Here is a 19955-nt window from a genome sequence, read left to right on the forward strand (position 1 = left end):
GCGTCATCCCTCGAAGATCTCGGCGAGCTCGGGTGGCATCTGGGGGAGCGGCTGGCGGGTCACCGTCACCGAGCCGTCGGGGGCCAGCGTGCAGACGAGGTTGGTCCGCGCCCACTCGGCGTCGGTGGCCGGGAAGTCGTCGCGGGTGTGCCCGCCGCGGCTCTCCTGCCGCTCGAGCGCCGCCCGGGCGATGCACTCGCTGACGCGCAGCATGTGCGGCAGGTCCAGCGCCAGGTGCCAGCCGGGGTTGTACTGGCGGTGTCCCTCCACCGACAGGGCGGCCACCCGCCGTTTGAGCGCCTCGATCCGGTCGAGGGCCTGCTTCATCTCCGCGGCCGTGCGGATGATCCCGACGAGGTCGTGCATCGTCTGCTGCAGGTCCTGCTGGACGGCGTAGGGGTTCTCCCCGCCCTCCCGCTCGAACGGCGCGAGCGCGGCGCGGGCGGCCTCGGTCAGCGCCTCCTCCGCGAGCGCCACCGCCCCGGTCCGCTTCATCGCGTGCTCGGCCGCGGCGGCGCCGGCCCGCCGTCCGAACACGAGCAGGTCCGACAGGGAGTTGCCGCCCAGCCGGTTGGAGCCGTGCATGCCGCCGGCGACCTCGCCGGCGGCGAACAGGCCGGGCACCCGGGCCGCCTCGCTGTCGGGGTCGACCTCCACCCCGCCCATCACGTAGTGGCAGGTGGGCCCGACCTCCATCGCCTCGGCGGTGATGTCGACCTCGGCCAGCTCCTTGAACTGGTGGTACATCGACGGCAGCCGCTTGCGGATGTACTCGGCCGGGCGGCGGGAGGCGATGTCGAGGAAGACGCCGCCGTGCGGGCTGCCGCGGCCGGCCTTCACCTCGCTGTTGATGGCCCGCGCGACCTCGTCGCGGGGCAGCAGCTCGGGCGGGCGCCGGTTGTTCTTCTTGTCGTCGTACCAGCGGTCGGCCTCGTCCTCGGTCTCCGCCGTCTCCTTGCGGAAGAAGTCGGGGATGTAGTCGAACATGAACCGGTTGCCGGCCGAGTTGCGCAGCACGCCGCCGTCGCCGCGCACGCTCTCGGTCACCAGGATCCCGCGCACCGACGGCGGCCAGACCATGCCGGTCGGGTGGAACTGGACGAACTCCATGTTGACCAGGGACGCCCCGGCCTGCAGCGCCAGCGAGTGGCCGTCGCCGGTGTACTCCCAGGAGTTCGACGTGACCTTGTAGGACTTGCCGATGCCGCCGGTGGCCAGCACCACCGAGGGCGCCTGCCAGGCCACGAACCGGCCCGACTCCCGCCAGTAGCCGAACGCGCCGGTCATCCCCTCGGCGTCGGTCAGCAGCCGGGTGACCGTGCACTCCATGTACACGTCGACGCCGAGCGCGACCGTGCGCTGCTGGAGGGTGCGGATGAGCTCCAGCCCGGTGCGGTCTCCCACGTGCGCCAGCCGGGCGTAGCGGTGGCCGCCGAAGTCGCGCTGGCTGATCAGCCCGTCGGGGGTGCGGTCGAACAGCGCGCCCCAGTCCTCGAGCTCGCGGACCCGGTCGGGGGCCTCCTGCGCGTGCAGCTGGGCCATGCGCCAGTGGTTGAGCATCTTCCCGCCGCGCATGGTGTCCCGGAAGTGCACCCGCCAGTTGTCCTCCGGGTAGAGGTTGGCCATCGCCGCGGCGATGCCGCCCTCGGCCATGACGGTGTGCGCCTTGCCCAGCAGCGACTTGCACACCACCGCCGTCCGCGCGCCCTGCTCGTGCGCCTCGATCGCCGCCCGCAGGCCGGCGCCGCCGGCCCCGACGACCACGACGTCGTACTCGTGCCTCTCCAGCTCCATCAGCGGGGCCCCATCTCTAGAAGAAGCGGAGGTCGGAGATCGTGTCGGTCGCCAGCAGGAACACGTAGAGGTCGGCGAAGGCGACCCCGAACAGCGAGATCCACGCGAACGTCATGTGGCGGGCGTTCAGCCGCGACACGACGGTCCAGAACCGGTAGCGCAGCGGGTGCCGGGAGAACGCGTTGAGCCGGCCGCCGACGATGTGCCGGCACGAGTGGCACGACAGCGAGTAGAGCCACAGCAGCGCGGCGTTGGCCAGCAGCACCAGCGTGCCCAGCCCCATGTGGCCCCAGGCTCCGGTCTCGTCGCGGAACGCGAGGACGGCGTCGTAGGTGAGGACCATGTTGAAGACGAGGCCGGCGTAGAAGAAGTAGCGGTGCACGTTCTGCCCGAGCAGCGGCAGCCGGGTCTCCCCGGTGTAGCGGCGGTGCGGCTCGGCGACCGCGCAGGCCGGCGGCGACAGCCAGAACGACCGGTAGTAGGCCTTGCGGTAGTAGTAGCAGGTCAGCCGGAACCCCAGCGGGAACACCAGGATGTAGATGGCCGGGGAGATCCACGACGGCCCGGTGAACAGCTCGGGGAAGGTGTCGCCCTCGCAGCCGGTGGTGATGCACGGCGAGTAGAAGGGCGAGATGTAGGGCTCGGAGAAGTAGTACGCGTCCTGGAACGCCCGGAACGTCGAGTAGGCGATGAAGAGCACCAGGACGACGACCGTGACGAGCGGCTGCAGCCACCAGCGGTCGGTGCGCAGGGTGCGGGCCGCGATGGCCGCGCGGCGGGGTGGGGTCTCGCTCGTGCCGCGCCCGGGGGTGACCGCCCCGGTTCTGCGCGGAGCGGTCGCGGTCACGGCGTGGGCCGCCGGCCGCGGAGGAGGGGGGTCCCGGCCGCGCCGGGGGCGTGGGCCCCGACGGCGACCTCCGACGACACGTCGTCCATGAGCGCCTCCAGCTCCGCAGCTGTCGCGCCGCCCGCATGGCGGTGGGGCGCATCCGACCACGGACGCCGCCCGGAGGGAAGGCCCCGCCGACCGGGCCCCGCCCGAGCGGCCGCCGTCACCGCGGGACCTCAGCGGAAGAAGGCCGAGACCAGGTCCAGGAACCCGTCGTGGGTCTGCGAGCTACGGCTGCCGCCGCCGACCCGCCGTCGCCAGTCCGAGGCCACCAGGAGGACGGCGGCGACGGCCCACAGCACCCCCGCCGCGCCGAGGGTGACCCGGCGGTCGACGGGCAGCACGAACTCCGCGAACAGCGCGACCATCCCGGCGGCGACGAGCCACCAGCCGACCCGTGCCCGGGTGCGCTCCCGCCGCGCCTGCCGCGCGTCGGCCTCGGCCAGTTCCCGCTCGTGCTCCTGCACCGTGCCTCCTCGTCCGGTCGTCCGCCCTCCGGCGGCCGCGGAAGGTAACAGCGCAGGGCACAAACCGGTGGCGTCCGGAGCGCGGGAGTCCCTAGGGTCGCCCGCCGTGTCCAGCCGCACCTACCGCGTCATCGTCCGCGGCGTCTTCGACCACCTCGACGACGCCCAGCGGGCCCACCTGCTCGAGCGCGTCGCCGAGCACGACCTGTTCGCCGCCGCCTTCACCGACGAGGGGACGCTCAGCTACGACACGTCGCTGTCGGCGTTCAGCCACCGCGTCGTCGTCCGCGTCGACCCCGGGCCCGGCGAGGAGGACGACGCGCACGCGGCCGGCCAGCTGAGCGCCATCGAACGACTGGACGCCGCCGGGCTGGGGTACCGGCGGCTGCGCTCGACGGTGACGTGCGTGGACGACGTCAGGGTCCGCCGCCGCTGACCCCCGCCCGCACCGGTGTTTGCCGCACCGCGGCGGGCGGGCAGGCGCGGGTGCGTGACCTACTCGATCATCGCCCGTGACCTGACGACCGGGGAGATGGGCGTCGCCACCCAGTCGCAGGCGTTCGCCGTGGGCAGCAGCGTCCCCTTCGGCCTGCCCGGGCAGGGCGTGGTCGCCAGCCAGTCGATGGCCGAGCCCATGTACGGCCAGATCGGCCTGGACCTCCTGCGCGGTGGCTTCACCGCCCAGGAGGTGCTGACCGCACTGCGCAGCGTCGACCCGCACCCCGAGCGGCGGCAGGTGGCGGTGCTGCACGTCTCCGGCGACCTCGCCGTCTACACCGGGGAGAACTGCGTCGACGAGGCCGGCCACATGGTGGGGGAGGGGTGCGTGGCCCTGGCCAACATGGTCACCTCGCCCCTGGTCTGGGAGTCGATGGTCGCGACGTTCGAGACGTCGCAGGGGGCGCTGGCGCACCGGCTGCTGCTCGCCCTGCACGCGGGCGAGGACGCCGGTGGGGACCTGCGCGGCCGGCGGTCGGCGGCGGTCTTCGTCGTCCGCGCGACGCCCACCGGCCGGCCGTGGCACGACACCGTGGTCGACCTGCGCGTGGACGACTCGGAGGACCCGGTCGGCGAGCTCGACCAGCTCGTGGTGCGGCTGGCCCGGTACCAGGACGTCGTCCGGGCGTTCCAGCAGGCGATCGGCGGTGACCCGGTGACCGCCGACCGCGTGCTGGAGGAGCTGCGGCTGCCGGACCCGCACACCGAGCCCGACCACGTGCTGTGGCGGGCCGTCGTCGCCGGGCTGGCCGGGCGGGAGGACGCGGCCCGGGCGCTGCTGGTGGAGCTGGCCGGGGTCGCGCCGCAGTTCGTCGAGGTCGGGCGCCGCTTCGGCGCCGCGGGGCTGGTGGACGCCGACCTGATGGCGCGGATCCTCCCGGAGGGCTCGGGGCCGGCTGCCGGGTGAGCGGCCGCGGCCGGCTCAGGCGGGCAGCGGGAAGACCAGCAGGGAACTGGTCGCCGTGGCCACGGTGCGGCCGGCGGCGTCGGTGACCTCGCCCTCGGCGAAGGCCACCCGCCGGCCCGGTCTGACCACGCGTCCGACGGCCCGCAGCGGCCCGCTGTCGGCGGTGACCGCGCGCAGGTAGGTCACCTTGATCTCGATCGACGTGTAGCCGGTGCCGCGCGGCAGCGTGGAGTGGACGGCGCACCCGGCGACGGTGTCCAGCAGCGTGCAGACCAGCCCGCCGTGCACGACGCCGATCGGGTTGTAGACCGACTCGTCCACCAGGCAGGAGAACTCGACCCGGCCCTCCTCGACCGCCAGGAGGTCCATCTGCACCAGCGGCACGATGGGGGGCGGGGGCAGGACGCCGTCCCGCAGCGCCTCGAGCGTCTCCAGGCCGGAGCGTTCGAGGGCGCCGGCGGCGGTGACCAGCGGGTCGAACCACGTGACGGTCCGCGACCGGGGCTCCCCCCACTCCACGGGTGCCGCCGTGGTCATCGGCTCAGCGGTCACGGTCGTCGTCCTCCTCGGTGGGCAGGCCGGACAGCAGCCGTCCGGACGGGGTGAGCTCGCGGGTGACCCGCGAGCCGGCGACCGGCTCGTCGCACGTGCGGCACACCCACTCGGCGTCGACCTCGTGGGCCTCGTGCCCGTCGGGCGCGTGCGTGAGCCGGACGGGCGGTTCGTCGGTCGCCCAGCGGTTGCCCCACTGCAGCAGGGCCTGCAGGACCGGCAGCAGGTCCCGGCCGGACGCGGTCAGGTGGTAGCCCGAGCGCGGCGGGGTGTCGCTGTAGGGCCGCTTCTCCAGCACGCCGGCCGCGACCAGCGCGTTGAGGCGGGCGGTGAGGCGGTCGCGGGGCGCGCCGGTGCCGCGGGCGATGTCGCTGAAGCGGTGGTTGCCCAGGGACACCTCGCGGATGACCAGCAGCGACCAGCGCTCGCCCACCAGCTCCAGGGCGGCGGCGATGGAGCACGGGCGGCCGGGCAGCTCGGCGAGGTCGACGACGGCGGTCACGGGACAAGGTTTGCACATCAAACCGACTCGCGCTAGCGTCGGCCGAGTCGGTTGGACATTCGAACTGAGGAGGCCCGCCATGCGGGACGCGGTGATCGTCGAGGCCGTCCGGACGCCGGTCGGCAAGGGCAAGCCCGGTGGCTCGCTGTCCGGGGTGCACCCGGTCGACCTGCTCGCCGGGGCGCTGGAGGCCGTCGTCGAGCGGTCGGGGATCGACCCCGCGCTCGTCGACGACGTGATCGTCGGCTGCGTCTCGCAGGCGGGGGAGCAGGCGGCCAACATCGCCCGGCGCGCCGCGCTCGCCGCGGGCCTCCCCGAACACGTCCCGGCGACGACGGTCGACCGGCAGTGCGGCAGCAGCCAGCAGGCGGTCTCCTTCGCCGCCCAGGGCGTCATCGCCGGCGCCTACGACGTCGCGGTGGTCGGCGGTGTCGAGTCGATGAGCCGGGTGCGGATGGGCAGTGCCGCGCAGGGCGCCGAGGACCTGGGCGGGGAGCGGTACGCCGCGCGTTACCCGGAGGGCGGGGTCAGCCAGGGGGTGGCCGCCGAGCTCATCGCGGCCCGCTGGGGGCTGTCGCGCACCCAGCTCGACGCCTACGCCGCCCGCAGTCACGCCCGCGCCGCCGAGGCCTGGGCGGCGGGCCTGTTCGCCGACCAGGTCGTGCCCGTCAAGGCCCGCGGCGCCGACGGCTCGCTGGCGCTGGTCACGACCGACGAGACGGTCCGGCCCGGCACCGACCTGGAGACCCTCGCCCGGCTGCGCCCGGCCTTCGCCGACGACGCCGTCGCCGCCCGCTTCCCGCAGATCACCGACTGGCGGGTGACCGCCGGCAACAGCAGCCCGCTCAACGACGGCGCGGCCGCGCTGCTGGTCACGACGAGCGAGCGGGCCCGCGAGCTCGGCCTGCGCCCCCGCGCCCGCATCCACACGTCGACCGTCGTCGGCGACGACCCGCTGATGATGCTGACCGCGGTCGTCCCGGCGACGGCGCGGGTGCTGCAGCGGGCCGGCCTGTCCATCGACGACATCGACCTGTTCGAGGTGAACGAGGCCTTCGCGTCCGTCGTCCTCGCCTGGCAGGCCGAGACCGGCGTGACCACCGACAAGGTGAACGTCAACGGCGGCGGCATCTCGATCGGCCACCCGCTGGGGGCCAGCGGCGCCCGGATCATGACGACGCTCGTCGACACCCTGCACCAGCGCGGCGCCCGCTACGGCCTGCAGACGATGTGCGAGGCCGGGGGCCTGGCCAACGCGACGATCCTCGAGCGCCTCTGACCCCCCCGGACCCCGCGAGGTATGGGAAGCGATCCCCACGTGCACCGCGCCGAGGACGTGGGGATCGCTTCCCATGCCTCGGGCGCCGGGGGCCGCAGGGGCCCGGGACGCACGACGGGCGGGGACCCTCGAGGGGTCCCCGCCCGGCGGCGGTCGGGAGGCGGCCCCGGGAGCGGGGCCGCCGGCTCAGCTCTTCGGCCGGGCCCCGGCGCGCAGGGCACCGAGCAGGTCGTGGTTGAGCCGCGAGATGGTCTCCATCGAGATGCCCTTCGGGCACGCCGCGGAGCACTCGCCGATGTTGGTGCAGCCGCCGAAGCCCTCGCGGTCCTGCTGCGAGACCATGTTCACCACGCGGTCGTTGCGCTCCGGCTGGCCCTGCGGCAGCAGCCCGAGGTGGGTGACCTTGGCGGCGGTGAACAGCATCGACGAGGCGTTCGGGCACGCGGCCACGCAGGCCCCGCAGCCGATGCAGGTCGCGGCGTCGAAGGCGGCGTCGGCGTCCTTCTTGGGCACCGGCGTCGCGTGTGCCTCGGGGGCGGTCCCGGTCGGCACGCTGATGTAGCCGCCGGCCTGGATGATCCGGTCGAACGCGCGCCGGTCGACGGCGAGGTCCTTGATCACCGGGAACGCCGTCGCCCGCCACGGCTCGACGTCGATCGTGTCGCCGTCCTTGAACGAGCGCATGTGCAGCTGGCAGGTGGTGGTCTGCACGGAACCCTCGTGCATCCCGTTGCCGTGCGCCCGCCCGTTGATCATGACGCCGCACATGCCGCAGATGCCCTCGCGGCAGTCGTGGTCGAACGCGACCGGGTCCTGCCCCTCCATGATCAGCTGCTCGTTGAGCACGTCGAGCATCTCGAGGAAGGACATGTCGGGGGAGACGTGGTCGAGCTGGTAGCTGACCATCTTGCCGCGGGAGGCGGCGTTCTCCTGACGCCAGACCCGCAGCGTGATCCGCATCGTGCGCTCCTGGTGGGGCGCCGTGGCGGCCCGGGGGCCGTCCTCAGTCATGGTCACTGGTTGCTCCGCTGGTTCGTCACTTGTAAGAGCGCTGGGCGAGGTGGACGTACTCGTAGACGAGGTCCTCGCGGTGCAGCACCGGGCCGGTGCCCTGCGGGGTCCACTCCCAGGCCGCCACGTAGGCGAAGTTCTCGTCGTCGCGCAGCGCCTCGCCCTCGGGGGTCTGGCTCTCGGCCCGGAAGTGCCCGCCGCAGCTCTCGCGCCGGTGCAGGGCGTCGATGCACATGAGCTCGGCCAGCTCGATGAAGTCGGCCACCCGGCCGGCGTGCTCGAGGTTCTGGTTGAACGAGCCCCAGGTGCCCAGGACCTTCACGTTGGACCAGAACTCCTGGCGGATCTCCTGGATCCGGTCGATGGCCTTGCGCAGGCCCTCGTCCGTGCGCTCCATGCCGCAGTAGTCCCACATCAGCTGGCCCAGCTCCCGGTGGAAGGAGGCCACGCTGCGGGTGCCCTGGATCGACAGCAGCTTGTGGATCTGGTCGGTGACGCCCTGGACGGCCTCCTGGACCGCGGGGTGGCTGTCGTCGACCTTGGGGAAGGGCCCGTCGGCGAGGTACTCGGTGATCGTCGACGGCAGCACGAAGTAGCCGTCGGCCAGGCCCTGCATGAGGGCGCTGGCGCCGAGCCGGTTGGCGCCGTGGTCGGAGAAGTTGGCCTCGCCGATCACGAACATGCCGGGGATCGTCGACTGCAGGTCGTAGTCGACCCACAGGCCGCCCATCGTGTAGTGCACGGCGGGGTAGATCCGCATGGGTGTCGCGTAGGGGTCCTCGCCCGTGATCTGGGCGTACATGTCGAAGAGGTTGCCGTACTTGGCCTCGACGGCCGGGCGGCCGAGCCGCTCGATCGCCTCGGCGAAGTCCAGGTAGACACCCAGGCCGCCGGGGCCGACGCCGCGGCCCTCGTCGCAGGCGTTCTTCGCCGCGCGGGAGGCGATGTCGCGGGGGACCAGGTTGCCGAACGCCGGGTAGCGCCGCTCGAGGAAGTAGTCGCGCTCGTCCTCGGGGATCTGCCGCGGGTCGCGGGTGTCGCCGCGCTCCTTGGGCACCCACACGCGGCCGTCGTTGCGCAGCGACTCGCTCATCAGCGTGAGCTTCGACTGGTACTCGCCGTGCACCGGGATGCAGGTCGGGTGGATCTGCGTGTAGCAGGGGTTGGCGAAGTACGCGCCCCGCTTGTGCGCCCGCCAGATCGCCGTGGTGTTGGAGCCCTTGGCGTTGGTCGACAGGTAGAAGACGTTGCCGTACCCGCCGCTGGCCAGGACGACGGCGTCGGCGTAGTGCGTGCTCAGCTCGCCGGTGACCAGGTCGCGGGCGACGATGCCGCGGGCGCGGCCGTCGACCACGATCAGGTCCAGCATCTCGGTGCGGGCGTGCTGCTCCACGTTGCCGGCGGCCATCTGCCGCTCCAGCGCCTGGTAGGCGCCGTAGAGCAGCTGCTGGCCCGTCTGGCCGCGGGCGTAGAAGGTCCGCGAGACCTGGGTGCCACCGAAGGAGCGGTTGTCGAGCAGGCCGCCGTACTCGCGGGCGAAGGGCACGCCCTGGGCCACGGCCTGGTCGATGATGTTGACGCTGACCTCGGCGAGGCGGTGCACGTTGTTCTCGCGGGCGCGGAAGTCCCCGCCCTTGACCGTGTCGTAGAACAGCCGGTGCACGCTGTCGCCGTCGTTGCGGTAGTTCTTCGCCGCGTTGATGCCGCCCTGTGCCGCGACGCTGTGCGCGCGGCGGGGGCTGTCCTGGTACCAGAACGACTTGACCTTGTAGCCGGCCTCGCCGAGGGTCGCGGCGGCCGCGCCGCCGGCCAGGCCGGTGCCGACGACGATGACGGTCATCTTCCGGCGGTTGGCCGGGTTGACCAGGCGCCCGCGGAAGCGGCGCTCGCTCCAGCGCTCCCCGATCGGGACGTCGGTCGGCGCCTTGGTGTCGGCGATGGGGTCGCCGACGCTGAAGAGATCGAGAGGCATGCCTGGAGTTCCTTAGTCGTTGAGACTTAGTCGATCAGACCGAAGAGGACGGAGAAGGGCGTCAGCAGGAAGCCGAGGGTGAGGACCGTGGCGATCGCCGTCGCGGCGTAGTTCACGGTGCGCTCGCGGCGCCGGTTGCTCTGGCCCAGGGTCTGCGTGGCGCTCCAGATGCCGTGCCGCAGGTGCATGCCGACCAGGATCACCGCGATCGCGTAGAAGATCGTCGAGACCGGGTTCTGGAAGCTGGCGAGCACGCGGTCGTAGGGCGACCCGTCGTGGCCCTGGCTGTTGACCGCCCCGAAGGTCAGGTCCAGCAGGTGCCAGATGACGAACGCGGCGATGATCACGCCGCCCCAGCGCATCGTCCGGGAGGCGTAGCTCTGTGCGTTGGCCTTCTTCGTCACGTAGGCCTGCGGCCGGGCGCGCTTGGCCTGCTTCCACAGCGAGACCGCGGCCCAGATGTGGGCGAGCACCGCCACCAGCAGGACGATGCGGATGATCCACAGCGCCGTCGCGCCCGGCAGTGCCGGGTTGCCGATCGTGCGGAGCCACTCCGAGTAGTGGTTGAAGTCCTCGCGGCCGGCGAAGGCCTTGAGGTTCCCGATCATGTGCGCGATCAGGTACAGCACCAGGATGATGCCGCTGACCGCCATGACCACCTTCTTGAAGACCGAACTGGTCTTCGCGGCCTTGGGCGCCCTGCGCTGGCCGGACTGCGTCGTCACCGTCACCACAGGCACGAAGGTAGGACCCCGGCTCCGTTGCGTCCAAGCAAACGCGCGGTGACACGGCTCTCGTAAGGGTTGCCTAACAGGCGCCGTACGCGGTGCAATCGTCGGTCGGTTCCCGAATCGTGACCTGACGGGTCGTCCTGGCACGCTGGGAGGGACCCGACGAGAGGACGACGACCGTGGCTGGACCCACCCGCGGCTTCCTGGGGCGCCGCCGCGAGCGCGACCCCCGGCTGCCTCCCGGGCAGTACGACGCCGGCAGCGACTGGCCGGTGCTCACCGCCGAGCCCACCCCGCGGATCGCCCCGGAGACGTGGAGCATCACCGTCGACGGCCGGGTCGAGCAGCCGACCACCTGGACCTGGGACGAGGCGCACGCGCTGCCCCGGTCGGAGTACCGCGGTGACATCCACTGCGTGACGACCTGGTCGAAGTTCGACACCTGGTTCGCCGGCGTCAGCGTCGACAGCCTGCTCGAGGCCGCCCGGCCCACGCCCGAGGCGCACTTCGTCATGGCGACGTCCAAGACCGGGTACACGACCAACCTGCCGCTGGAGGACGTCACCGGCGGCCGGGCGTGGCTGGTGTGGGAGTACGACGGCGGCCCGCTGCCGATCGAGCACGGCGGCCCGGTGCGGCTGCTGGTGCCGCACCTGTACTTCTGGAAGAGCGCCAAGTGGGTCACCCGGCTGTCGCTGCTCACCCGCGACCAGCCCGGCTTCTGGGAGCAGAACGGCTACCACGACCGCGGCGACCCGTGGCTCGAGCAGCGGTACCAGGGTGATTGACGAAGGACCCCGTTCTCCTCACCCCTCGCAGGTCCGGGGCGAGCCTCTGAACGGGGCCACGGGGGCCTGGGGCCGGCGGGTGCCTGCCGGGGGGTGGCGGACCGCGACCGTCCGCGAGGTGGACCGGCCGGTCCCGCGCACGGTGCGGCTGCGGCTGGAGGTCCCCGACCGGGCGGACCACCTGCCGGGGCAGCACTACGTCGTCCGGCTGACCGCCGAGGACGGCTACCGCGCCCAGCGGTCCTACTCGGTGGCGTCCGCGCCGGGGGACCCGCTGGTCGAGCTCCTGGTGGAGCGGCTGGACGACGGCGAGGTGTCGACCTTCCTGGCCGACGTCGTGGAGCCCGGCGACGAGCTCGAGGTCCGCGGGCCGCTGGGGGGCTTCTTCGTCTGGACGGGCGACGCGCCGGCGCTGCTGGTGGCCGGCGGCACCGGCGTCGTCCCCTTCGTGTCCATGGTGCGCGCGGCCCGGGACCTCGGTCGGCCGGAGCTGCTGCGCCTGCTCGTCTCCACCCGCACCCGGGCGGAGCTGCCCTACCTGGCGGAGCTGGAGGCCGCGGGGGCGGTGGTGCTCACCACGCGGGAGCCCTCCGGCATCCGGCCGGCGGCCCGGCTGACCGCGGCCGACCTCGTGCCGCTGTGGGAACCGGGGCAGGAGGTCTACGTCTGCGGGTCCGACCCGTTCGCCGAGGCGGCGGGCCAGCTGCTGGTCGGGCTCGGGGTGCCGGCGGCGAGCATCCGCCTGGAGCGCTTCGGCGCCAGCGGCTGACGGAGGACGGGGCCTACCCGAGGCTCTCCGGCCGGCCCGCCCCCAGCCACTCGGTGAAGAAGTCGTCGAGGTCGGCCCCGGAGACCTCCTCGGCGAGGGCGACGAACTCGTCGGTGGTGACCGCCTGCCCGGCCCGCTGGTTGAACCACGCGAGCAGCAGCTCGGCGAAGGCATCGTCGCCGATCTCGGTGCGCAGCGCCTGCAGGGTCATGGCGCCGCGCTGGTAGACCGCGTCGGAGAACAGGTCGCCGGTGTCGGGGCCCGGGTCGCCGATGGGGACGTCCCAGAAGTCGTCGCCGGCCGGCTGACGGGCCAGCCGGTCGAACACCTCCTGCGGGGTGGTGCGGCCCTCGTGCTCGGCCCACAGCCACTCGGCGTAGGTGGCGAAGCCCTCGTTGAGCCAGACGTGCTGCCAGCCGCCCAGCCGGACGCTGTCGCCGGCCCACTGGTGGGCGAGCTCGTGCACGACCACGTTCACGCCGGAGTCCTCGTCGGAGAAGAAGACCGGGGAGTAGACCGGCCGGGTCTGGTTCTCCAGGGCGAAGCCGAGCTCGGGGACGTCGTCGACGATGCCGCCGGCGACGTCGAACGGGTAGGGGCCGAACCACTCCGCGAGGAAGGCCAGCACCTCGGGCTGGCGGGCGAAGGCCGCGTCGACGACTTCGCCGGTCGTCGCCGAGCCGCGGGCGGGCTCCTCGTCCAGGGCGGGGTCGACGGCGTCCCAGTAGCGGATGCCGTCCTCCTCGCGCTCGGTGATGTCGAACTCCCCGATCGCGAGGGTCACCAGGTACGGCGCCATGGGCTGCTCGGCCGACCACTCCCACGTGGTCCGGCCGTCCTCGGTGGTGGACCCGACGAGCTCGCCGTTGGACACCGCCTCCAGCCCCTCCGGCACGCTGACCGACACCCGCACGGTGGCCGCGTCCGCGGGGTGGTCGTTCACCGGGAACCAGCTGGCGGCGACGTCGGGCTGGCCGACCGCCAGCGCCCCGTCGCCGGTCTGCAGGAACCCGGCGGCGCCCAGGCCGTCGTCCAGCGGCTCGGGCACCCCCTCGTAGCTGACGACGGTGGTGAACTCCCGCCCCGGCGCCAGCGGGGCCGGCGGGCGGACGACGAGCTCGCCGCCGTCGCGGGTGACCTCCGCCTCCTCGCCGTCGACGGTCACCGAGGGGACGTCGAAGCCGAACAGGTCCAGGTGGAACGAGCCCAGCCCCAGGGTCGCCGTCGCCACCACGGTGGCGGTGCCGGCGAGGGTGTCGGTGTCGGGGTCGAAGCGCAGGTCCAGGTCGTAACCGGTCACGTCGTAACCGCCGTTGCCGTCCAGCGGGAAGTACGGGTCGCCGATGCCGTCGGCCCCGGCCACCGCCGGGGTGGCGTCCCCCTCGACCGCGCGGGTGCACCCGCCCAGCAGCGCCGCGGCGACCACCGCACCGGTCCCCGCCGCGGCCCAGGACCGCGCCCGTCGCCCGCGTGCCACGCGTGCCCCCTCGTCCGTCGTGCGCCCTCCGCGGCGCGGACGGTCGGCGCAGCCTGCCTCACGGCGGCGCCCCTGCCCAGGGGGGCGCGCGCGGTGTCACCGTCGGCCGGAGGGAGGATCGGGGAATGCCGCACGCCGAGGTCGCCGCGCTCACCGAGGTGGACGACGACCTCCGGGCCGCCCTGCTGGCGCTGTGGACCGACGTCACCAACGCCGGCGGCGCCGTCGGCTTCGTCGCGCCGGTGACCCCGGAGGAGGTCGCGCCGGTCCTGGACGCACTGGTCGAGCGCGTCCACGCCGGTTCGCAGACCCTCTGCCTGCTGCGGGTCGACGGCGAACCGGCCGGCTTCGCGGTGCTGTCGACGTCGATCAGCCCGCTGCGCCGGCACTGGGCGACCGTGCTGCGGGTCCAGGTGCACCCGTCGCACCAGGGGCGGGGCCTGGGCCGGGTGCTGCTGCTCGGGGTGCACGAGGTGGCCCGGGCCCGCGGGCTGGAGTTCCTGCACCTCACGGTGCGCGGCGGCTACGACCTCGAGGGCTTCTACGAGCGGCTGGGCTACGAGGTGTTCGGCCGGATGCCCGGCGCCATCCGGGTCGCGCCCGGCGACGACCGCGACGAGGTGCTGCTCCTCTGCCGGCTGTGAGCGCCCGGCGGCACGCGGCGCGCGCGACCGGCCGCGCCTTCCCCGCGCGGCGCGGCCGGGTCGCCATCATCGCGGCGTGATCGAGCTCGCCGGCCTGACGAAGGTCTTCCGGGACCGCGTCGCCGTCGACGACCTCACCGTCCGCATCGAGCCGGGCCGGGTGACCGGCTTCCTCGGGCCCAACGGCTCGGGCAAGACGACGACGATGCGCTGCGTGCTGGGCCTGGCCCGGCCCACCTCCGGGACGGCGACGGTGCTCGGCGTGCCCTACCGCCGGCTGGACCGGCCGCTGCACCGCGTCGGCGCCCTGGTCGACCCGCGCGCCCGCCACCCCGGGCGGACGGCGCACGCGCACCTGCTGGCCCTGGCCCGGTCGGCCGGCCTGCCGCGGCGCCGCGTCGAGGAGGTGGTCGACCTGGTCGGCCTGGCGGAGGTGGCGCACGACCGGGTCGGCGGCTTCTCCCTCGGCATGGGGCAGCGGCTGGGCATCGCGGCCGCGCTGCTCGGCGACCCGGAGGTGCTGCTGCTCGACGAGCCGGTCAACGGCCTGGACCCCGAGGGCATCCGCTGGGTCCGCGAGCTGCTGCGCGGGCTGGCCGCCGAGGGGCGGACGGTGCTGGTGTCCAGCCACCTGATGAGCGAGATGGAGGACACCGCCGACCACCTGGTCGTGCTCGGCCGCGGCCGGCTGCTCGCCGACGTCCCGATGGCCGAGCTGCTCGGCGCCTCCGCCGCGGTCCGGGTGCGCACCCCCGGCGCCGGCCCGCTGGCCGCGCAGCTGCGCCGGGCCGGCGGCCGGGTCCTCGTCGAGTCCGACGGCGCCCTGCGGGTCGAGGGGCTGGACCCCGCGACGGTCGGCGACGTGGCCTTCGCCGCGGGGGTCCCGGTGCACGAGCTGGCCCGGGTGGTCCCCTCGCTGGAGGCCGCCTACCTGGGGCTCACCGGCGGCGAGGTCGAGTTCCGGGCGGGCACCCCGTGACCGCGGACGTGCTGGCCGGCTCCTGGGTGCGGCTGCGTTCGGTGCGCTCCACGTGGTGGTGCACCGCCGTGTACGTGCTGCTCACCGGTGCCCTCGGGTGGCTCGCGGCGGCGAGCACCCCGACCTCGTCGCGGGCGGACGTGGCCGTGGGCGTGGCGCTGACCGGCTTCGGCTTCGGGCAGCTGGTGCTGGTCGTCCTGGGGGTGCTCGCGGTCAGCGCCGAGTTCGGCAGCGGCAGCGTCGTCTCGACCCTGACCGCGGTGCCCCGGCGGACGGCGTGGCTGGCCGCGACGACCGTGGTGGTGGCGGCCTGGGCGGCGCTGCTCACCGCGCTGGTCGCGGCCGCCTGCGCCGTCGCCGCCCGGGTGCTGGTCGCCGTGCCCGGCGGGGTCTCGCTCGGCGATCCGGCGGTGCTGCGCGGGATCGGCCTGCAGGTGGCGGCGGCGGTCCTGGTGACGGTGCTGGCGGTCGGGCTGGGCGCGCTGCTGCGGTCCACCGCCGGCGGCGTGGGGCTGGGCATGGCGCTGGTGTTCGTGCTGCCGCCGCTGCTCGCGCTGGCCGGCGGGCGGTGGGGGTCGCTCGGCTCGCAGGCCCTGCCGGCGCTGCGGGTCGGGGAGGACGCGTTCCTCGCCGTCGCCAGCCCCTGGCCGGTCGGCCTGGCGGTCACCGCGGCGTGGGCGGTCGCGGCCTGGGCCCTGGGCGCGCTGCTGCTGGAGCGCCGGGACGTCTGACGAAGGGCCCTGGCCCGCCGCGCCGGTGCGGCCGACGCTGGGCAGGTGACCGAGGAGAAGGTGCTGGTGGACCTGCTGGCGGCGTTCAACGCGCACGACCTCGACCGGATCCTGGAGTTCCTCACCGACGACTGCGTCCTGGAGACCCCGCGCGGGTCGGAGCCCTGGGGGACCCGCTTCTCCGGGCGTGCGGCGGTCCGCGAGGGGCTGGCCGCGCGGTTCGCCGGGATCCCCGACGTCCACTACGGCGAGGACGAGCACTGGGTGTGCGGCGACCACGCGGTCTCCCGCTGGCTGCTGACGGGGACCACCACCGCCGGCGAGCCGGTGCGGGTCCGCGGGTGCGACCTGTTCGACCTGGCCCCGGACGGGCGGATCCGGCGCAAGGACTCCTACTGGAAGCTCGTCGTCCCGGGCTGAGCGGCGTCCCGGGCCGGCCTCACCGGGGGCCGAACACCGCGGCGCGGACGGCGTCGAACAGCGGCGGCGGCTGCGGGGAGCCCCACATCTGGTTGGTCAGCAGCACTGCCGTCGCCCCGGTCACCGGGTCGGTCCACCAGGAGCTGCCCAGGCCGCCGTCCCAGCCGTGCGAGCCGGCCGAGCGGCCGCCGGGCTCGTCCGCGCGGCGCACCCCGATGCCCAGGCCCCAGCCGCCGCCCTCGTCGTCGACCGGGCCGGCCTGCTCGGTCAGCATCGCGGCCACCGTCCCCTCGGCGAGCACGCGGCGGCCGTCGGGCGCGCGCCCACCGGCCGCCAGCATCGTGGCGAACGCGGCCAGGTCGTCGACGGTGGAGACCAGCCCGTCGCCGCCGTCGGGGAAGGCCGGGGGCCGGGCCCACTGGCCGTCGGCGGGGTCGAAGCACTCACGCCGCCCGTCCTCGTCCGGCGGCGCCCAGTGCGGGCCGAGCCGGTCGCGCGCGTGGCCGGGGACGCCGAACCCCGTGTCGCGCATGCCCAGCGGCGCCAGCACCCGCGCGGCGAGGAAGAGGGGCAGCGGCCGGCCGGTGGCCCGGGCCACCAGCACCCCCAGCACGCTCGCGCCCACGTGGTACAGCCAGCGCTCGCCGGGCTGGTACGCCAGCGGGACGGTGGCCACCCGCCGCAGCCACTCGTCCGGCGGGGGAGCGGCCTGCGGCTGGGGCGGGCCGGCGGGCAGGCCGGTGGCGGTCAGCGCCGCGAGGGTGGGGGTCGGCCAGGGGGCGGTGAAGTCGACACCCAGGCCCAGCCGGAACGTGAGCAGGTCGCGCACGGTGATGGGCCGGCGCGCGGGGACGGTGCCGGCCGAGGCGTCCGCGGGGTTGGCGAGCACCACCCGGTCGGCGAGCTCGGGCAGCAGCCGGTCGACCGGCTCGTCCAGCGCCAGCACCCCGTCGTCGACCAGCGCCAGGGCGGCGGCGGCCACGACCGGCTTGGTCGTCGACGAGATCCGGAACACCGCGTCCGGGCGCACCGTGTCGTCCCCGCCGGGGGTGTGCGTGCCCGCCGCGCCGCGGGCGACCTCACCGCCGCGGGAGGCCCACCACGCCGCGCCGGGCACCTGCCCGTCGGCGACCGCCGCGGCCACCACCGTCTCGACGTCCTCCGCCAGTCCCATGCCGCCTCCATGCCACCGGTGCCGTCCCCGTCCCTGGTAGGACGGGCCCGACCGCCGGGACTCATCGCCGGCCCGCCGTCCGAGGAGCCGCGCCGTGACCGCACCCACGACCGTCGAGGAGTACCTGACCGCCCTGCCCGAGCAGGCGCGGGCCGTGCTGACCGAGGTGCGCTCGGCGGTGCTGCGGGGGATGCCGGGGGCCACGGAGACCGTCCGCCACGGGATGCCGGCCGCGATGCTCGGCGGCCGGTACGGCCTGCACTTCGCCGCCTGGAAGCGGCACGCGGCGCTGTACCCGGTGCCGGTCCTCGACGGTGACCTGGAGGCGGAGGTGGCGCCGCTGCGGTCGGGGAAGGACGCCGTCCACCTGCCCTACGCGCAGCCGGTGCCGGTGGACCTGGTCGAGCGGATCGCGGCGGAGGTCGCCGCCCGGCGCGGGGCCTGAGCGGCGCTCAGCCGCGGGCGGCCGACCGCAGCGCGGCCAGGTACCGCCGGGTCGCCAGGCCCTGCGCCGCCCACGCGAGGGGCCCCGCCAGCCGCGCCGCCGGGGAGGCCAGCCGGGAGAACACCCGCAGCAGCACCGTGACCTCGCCGGAGGCGGCGATCCGGACGAGGAACGCCTCCTCGCCGCTCTCCGGGTGCCCCGGCAGCGTGCCGTAGGCGAAGCCGCGCTCGTCGCCGTCGGTGCGGGCCCACACGACCCGGCAGGGGATGTCGTAGCCGAGCCGGTCCAGGCCCGCGGTGAGGACGACGACCGTGCCCGGCTCGGTCGCGGGACCGCTCGCCCGCACCCGCAGGCCGACGCTGCGCTGCGCCCGCCAGGCGAAGACGGCGGCGACGGCCCGCTCGAACACCTCCCGCCCCGAGCCGACGACGACCGCGTGCTCGGCGTGCCGGTAGCCGGCGGGCAGCGCCGGCCCCGCGGTCGCGCCCACCTCGGCGTAGGTGAACGGCACGTCGGCGAGGTCGGCCGGGACGACGGCACGCAGGAGACCCATGGCCCGAGTCTGCGGTGTCCGGCCCGGCGCACCGGCTAGGTTGGCGCTCACTGTGCTGCCCGCCGTCACCGCCACCCGCTACGTCACCCCGCTGCGCGAGGGTGGCTCGCTGCCGGGGCTCATGGAGGCCGACGACCTGGGCACCTACGTCGTCAAGTGGCGGGCCGCGGGGCAGGGCGTGCGGGTGCTGGTCGCCGAGGTCGTCTGCGGCGAGCTGGCCCGGGCGCTGTCGCTGCCGGTGCCGGCCCTGGTCACCGTCGACGTCGCGCCGGAGCTGGCGGTGGGGGAGCCCGACCAGGAGGTGCAGGAGCTGCTGCAGCGCTCGGCCGGGCGCAACCTCGGGCTGGACTACCTGCCGGGCGCGCTGGACTTCGAGGCCGGGGTGGCCGAGGTCGACGCCGCCCTGGCCGGTCGGGTGCTGTGGTTCGACGCGCTGACCGGCAACGTCGACCGCTCCTGGCGCAACCCCAACATGCTGTTCTGGCACGGCCGGCTGCAGCTGATCGACCACGGCGCGGCGCTGACCTTCCACCACTCCTGGCCCGGCGCCCCGGCCGCCGTCGCCCGCCCCTACGACGCCGCCCAGCACGCGCTGGTGGAGTGCTCGCCCGACGTCCGTGCGGCGGACGCCGACTTGGGCCCGCGGGTCACCCGCCCGCTGCTGGAGCAGGTGCTGGCGCAGGTCCCCGACGAGTGGCTGGAGGGCCCGGACCCCGAGGAGCCCCCGGCCGCGGTGCGGCAGCGCTACGTGGACCAGCTGCTGGCCCGGCTCGCGGCCCGCGACGCGTGGCTGCCGGCCCTGGTGGCCGCGGCCGCCGCCGGCGGGACGGGGCGGCAGCGGCCCCGCGTGGGGCAGAACCGCCCGGCCTGGCTCGGGCCGCCGCCGCCCGAGGGGATGACCCAGCGGTGAGGGACGAACCGGAGCTGCGTGACCCAACGGTGAGCGGGGACCGGGACACCTTCGAGTACGCCGTCCTGCGGGTGGTGCCGCGGGTGGAGCGCGGGGAGTTCCTCAACGCCGGGGTGATCGTCTACTGCCGGCAGCGGGACTACCTCGGCGTCCGGCTGCACCTGGACCCCGCGCGGCTGCGCGCGCTCGACCCGACCGCCGACGCCGACGCGATCGCCCGGGCGCTGCAGGCGGTCGCCGACGTGTGCGCCGCCGACGGTGCGGCCGGCGCGGCGGGCCGGGAGGCGCTCGGCTCGCGGTTCCGCTGGCTGACGGCGCCGCGCAGCACGGTCGTGCAGACGGGGCCGGTGCACACCGGGCTCACCGCGGACCCGGAGGCCGAGGCGGACCGGCTGCTGCGGCTGCTGGTCCTGCCCGTCGCGCACTGAGCCGGCGCCCCGGCCGTACACCGCCGCGGTGAACG

The 19955-nt window shown here is 74.8% G+C and carries 23 protein-coding genes; 12 read left to right on the top strand and 11 right to left on the bottom strand.

Annotation, left to right across the window (positions count from 1 at the left end):
• Positions 1–3: 3 nt before the first annotated feature.
• From ACI781_RS00110 to ACI781_RS00120, 3 genes are all read right to left on the bottom strand, one after another.
• Positions 4–1794: a fumarate reductase/succinate dehydrogenase flavoprotein subunit gene (locus tag ACI781_RS00110; protein WP_456564033.1), complete on the bottom strand. Its 1791-nt coding sequence runs from the start codon at positions 1792–1794 to the stop codon at positions 4–6.
• Positions 1795–1810: 16 nt separating this feature from the next.
• The gene (locus tag ACI781_RS00115; protein WP_456564034.1) at positions 1811–2641 is read right to left on the bottom strand and encodes a hypothetical protein; all 831 of its coding nucleotides are present in this window, start codon (positions 2639–2641) and stop codon (positions 1811–1813) included.
• A gap of 218 nt (positions 2642–2859) precedes the next feature.
• Positions 2860–3150 carry a hypothetical protein gene (locus ACI781_RS00120; RefSeq protein WP_456564035.1) on the bottom strand — a complete coding sequence of 97 codons (291 nt, stop codon included), beginning with the start codon at positions 3148–3150 and terminating at the stop codon, positions 2860–2862.
• Positions 3151–3256: 106 nt separating this feature from the next.
• Between ACI781_RS00120 and ACI781_RS00125 the strand changes: the two genes are divergently transcribed.
• Positions 3257–3586, top strand: a complete 330-nt coding sequence (locus ACI781_RS00125) for a DUF6204 family protein (RefSeq protein WP_456564036.1) — start codon at positions 3257–3259, stop codon at positions 3584–3586.
• A 54-nt stretch (positions 3587–3640) separates the two neighbouring features.
• Positions 3641–4555: a DUF1028 domain-containing protein gene (locus ACI781_RS00130; protein WP_456564037.1), complete on the top strand. Its 915-nt coding sequence runs from the start codon at positions 3641–3643 to the stop codon at positions 4553–4555.
• 15 nt (positions 4556–4570) lie between these two features.
• Here the strand turns inward: ACI781_RS00130 and ACI781_RS00135 are convergent, their stop codons facing one another.
• Both ACI781_RS00135 and ACI781_RS00140 read right to left on the bottom strand, forming a co-directional pair.
• Complete coding sequence (locus ACI781_RS00135) at positions 4571–5107, bottom strand: PaaI family thioesterase (protein WP_456564038.1); 537 nt, start codon at positions 5105–5107, stop codon at positions 4571–4573.
• Entirely contained in the window at positions 5097–5609 is a 513-nt protein-coding gene (locus ACI781_RS00140; RefSeq protein ID WP_456564039.1) for a winged helix-turn-helix transcriptional regulator, read from the bottom strand. Before ACI781_RS00140 ends, ACI781_RS00135 begins: the two co-directional genes overlap by 11 nt.
• Positions 5610–5688: 79 nt before the next feature.
• On the opposite strand from ACI781_RS00140, the gene ACI781_RS00145 reads away from it, so the two are divergent.
• Positions 5689–6888: a thiolase family protein gene (locus ACI781_RS00145; protein WP_456564040.1), complete on the top strand. Its 1200-nt coding sequence runs from the start codon at positions 5689–5691 to the stop codon at positions 6886–6888.
• A 186-nt stretch (positions 6889–7074) separates the two neighbouring features.
• Here the strand turns inward: ACI781_RS00145 and ACI781_RS00150 are convergent, their stop codons facing one another.
• From ACI781_RS00150 to ACI781_RS00160, 3 genes are read right to left on the bottom strand one after another with little or no spacing between them, the layout of a single operon-like run.
• A complete protein-coding gene (locus ACI781_RS00150; protein ID WP_456564041.1) occupies positions 7075–7899 on the bottom strand; it encodes a succinate dehydrogenase/fumarate reductase iron-sulfur subunit in 825 nt (274 codons plus the stop codon).
• Positions 7900–7924: 25 nt separating this feature from the next.
• On the bottom strand, positions 7925–9871 hold the full coding sequence (locus ACI781_RS00155; RefSeq protein ID WP_456564042.1) for a fumarate reductase/succinate dehydrogenase flavoprotein subunit: 1947 nt from the start codon (positions 9869–9871) through the stop codon (positions 7925–7927).
• A gap of 26 nt (positions 9872–9897) precedes the next feature.
• Positions 9898–10602: a succinate dehydrogenase cytochrome b subunit gene (locus ACI781_RS00160; RefSeq protein WP_456564043.1), complete on the bottom strand. Its 705-nt coding sequence runs from the start codon at positions 10600–10602 to the stop codon at positions 9898–9900.
• A 179-nt stretch (positions 10603–10781) separates the two neighbouring features.
• On the opposite strand from ACI781_RS00160, the gene ACI781_RS00165 reads away from it, so the two are divergent.
• Together ACI781_RS00165 and ACI781_RS00170 are read left to right on the top strand one after the other, a co-directional pair.
• Complete coding sequence (locus ACI781_RS00165; RefSeq protein ID WP_456564044.1) at positions 10782–11390, top strand: sulfite oxidase-like oxidoreductase; 609 nt, start codon at positions 10782–10784, stop codon at positions 11388–11390.
• A gap of 118 nt (positions 11391–11508) precedes the next feature.
• Positions 11509–12159: an FAD-binding oxidoreductase gene (locus ACI781_RS00170; protein WP_456564045.1), complete on the top strand. Its 651-nt coding sequence runs from the start codon at positions 11509–11511 to the stop codon at positions 12157–12159.
• Between the two features lie 13 nt (positions 12160–12172).
• On the opposite strand, the gene ACI781_RS00175 is transcribed toward ACI781_RS00170, so the two are convergent.
• Entirely contained in the window at positions 12173–13636 is a 1464-nt protein-coding gene (locus ACI781_RS00175) for a M1 family metallopeptidase (RefSeq protein ID WP_456564046.1), read from the bottom strand.
• 125 nt (positions 13637–13761) lie between these two features.
• Here ACI781_RS00175 and ACI781_RS00180 point away from each other — a divergent pair, with 125 nt between their 5' ends.
• The 4 genes from ACI781_RS00180 (at position 13762) to ACI781_RS00195 (ending at position 16410) form a co-directional block, all read left to right on the top strand.
• Positions 13762–14280 (top strand): N-acetyltransferase family protein, encoded by a 519-nt coding sequence (locus ACI781_RS00180; RefSeq protein ID WP_456564047.1) that lies wholly within the window; start codon positions 13762–13764, stop codon positions 14278–14280.
• A 76-nt stretch (positions 14281–14356) separates the two neighbouring features.
• Positions 14357–15259: an ATP-binding cassette domain-containing protein gene (locus tag ACI781_RS00185; protein WP_456564048.1), complete on the top strand. Its 903-nt coding sequence runs from the start codon at positions 14357–14359 to the stop codon at positions 15257–15259.
• Positions 15256–15990 (top strand): hypothetical protein, encoded by a 735-nt coding sequence (locus ACI781_RS00190; protein ID WP_456564049.1) that lies wholly within the window; start codon positions 15256–15258, stop codon positions 15988–15990. Before ACI781_RS00185 ends, ACI781_RS00190 begins: the two co-directional genes overlap by 4 nt.
• A 45-nt stretch (positions 15991–16035) precedes the next feature.
• Positions 16036–16410, top strand: a complete 375-nt coding sequence (locus ACI781_RS00195) for a nuclear transport factor 2 family protein (RefSeq protein WP_456564050.1) — start codon at positions 16036–16038, stop codon at positions 16408–16410.
• A 19-nt stretch (positions 16411–16429) separates the two neighbouring features.
• Here the strand turns inward: ACI781_RS00195 and ACI781_RS00200 are convergent, their stop codons facing one another.
• Positions 16430–17584, bottom strand: coding sequence for a serine hydrolase domain-containing protein (locus ACI781_RS00200; protein WP_456564051.1), 1155 nt, complete (start codon positions 17582–17584; stop codon positions 16430–16432).
• 94 nt (positions 17585–17678) lie between these two features.
• Here ACI781_RS00200 and ACI781_RS00205 point away from each other — a divergent pair, with 94 nt between their 5' ends.
• Entirely contained in the window at positions 17679–18029 is a 351-nt protein-coding gene (locus tag ACI781_RS00205) for an iron chaperone (protein ID WP_456564052.1), read from the top strand.
• 7 nt (positions 18030–18036) lie between these two features.
• On the opposite strand, the gene ACI781_RS00210 is transcribed toward ACI781_RS00205, so the two are convergent.
• Positions 18037–18582, bottom strand: coding sequence for a DUF1990 family protein (locus ACI781_RS00210; RefSeq protein ID WP_456564053.1), 546 nt, complete (start codon positions 18580–18582; stop codon positions 18037–18039).
• A gap of 52 nt (positions 18583–18634) precedes the next feature.
• Here ACI781_RS00210 and ACI781_RS00215 point away from each other — a divergent pair, with 52 nt between their 5' ends.
• A complete protein-coding gene (locus ACI781_RS00215; protein ID WP_456564054.1) occupies positions 18635–19492 on the top strand; it encodes a HipA family kinase in 858 nt (285 codons plus the stop codon).
• Positions 19489–19920 carry a DUF3037 domain-containing protein gene (locus tag ACI781_RS00220; protein ID WP_456564055.1) on the top strand — a complete coding sequence of 144 codons (432 nt, stop codon included), beginning with the start codon at positions 19489–19491 and terminating at the stop codon, positions 19918–19920. Before ACI781_RS00215 ends, ACI781_RS00220 begins: the two co-directional genes overlap by 4 nt.
• Positions 19921–19955 lie beyond the last annotated feature (35 nt).

The sequence above is a fragment of the Blastococcus sp. SYSU D00695 genome, assembly GCF_054050555.1.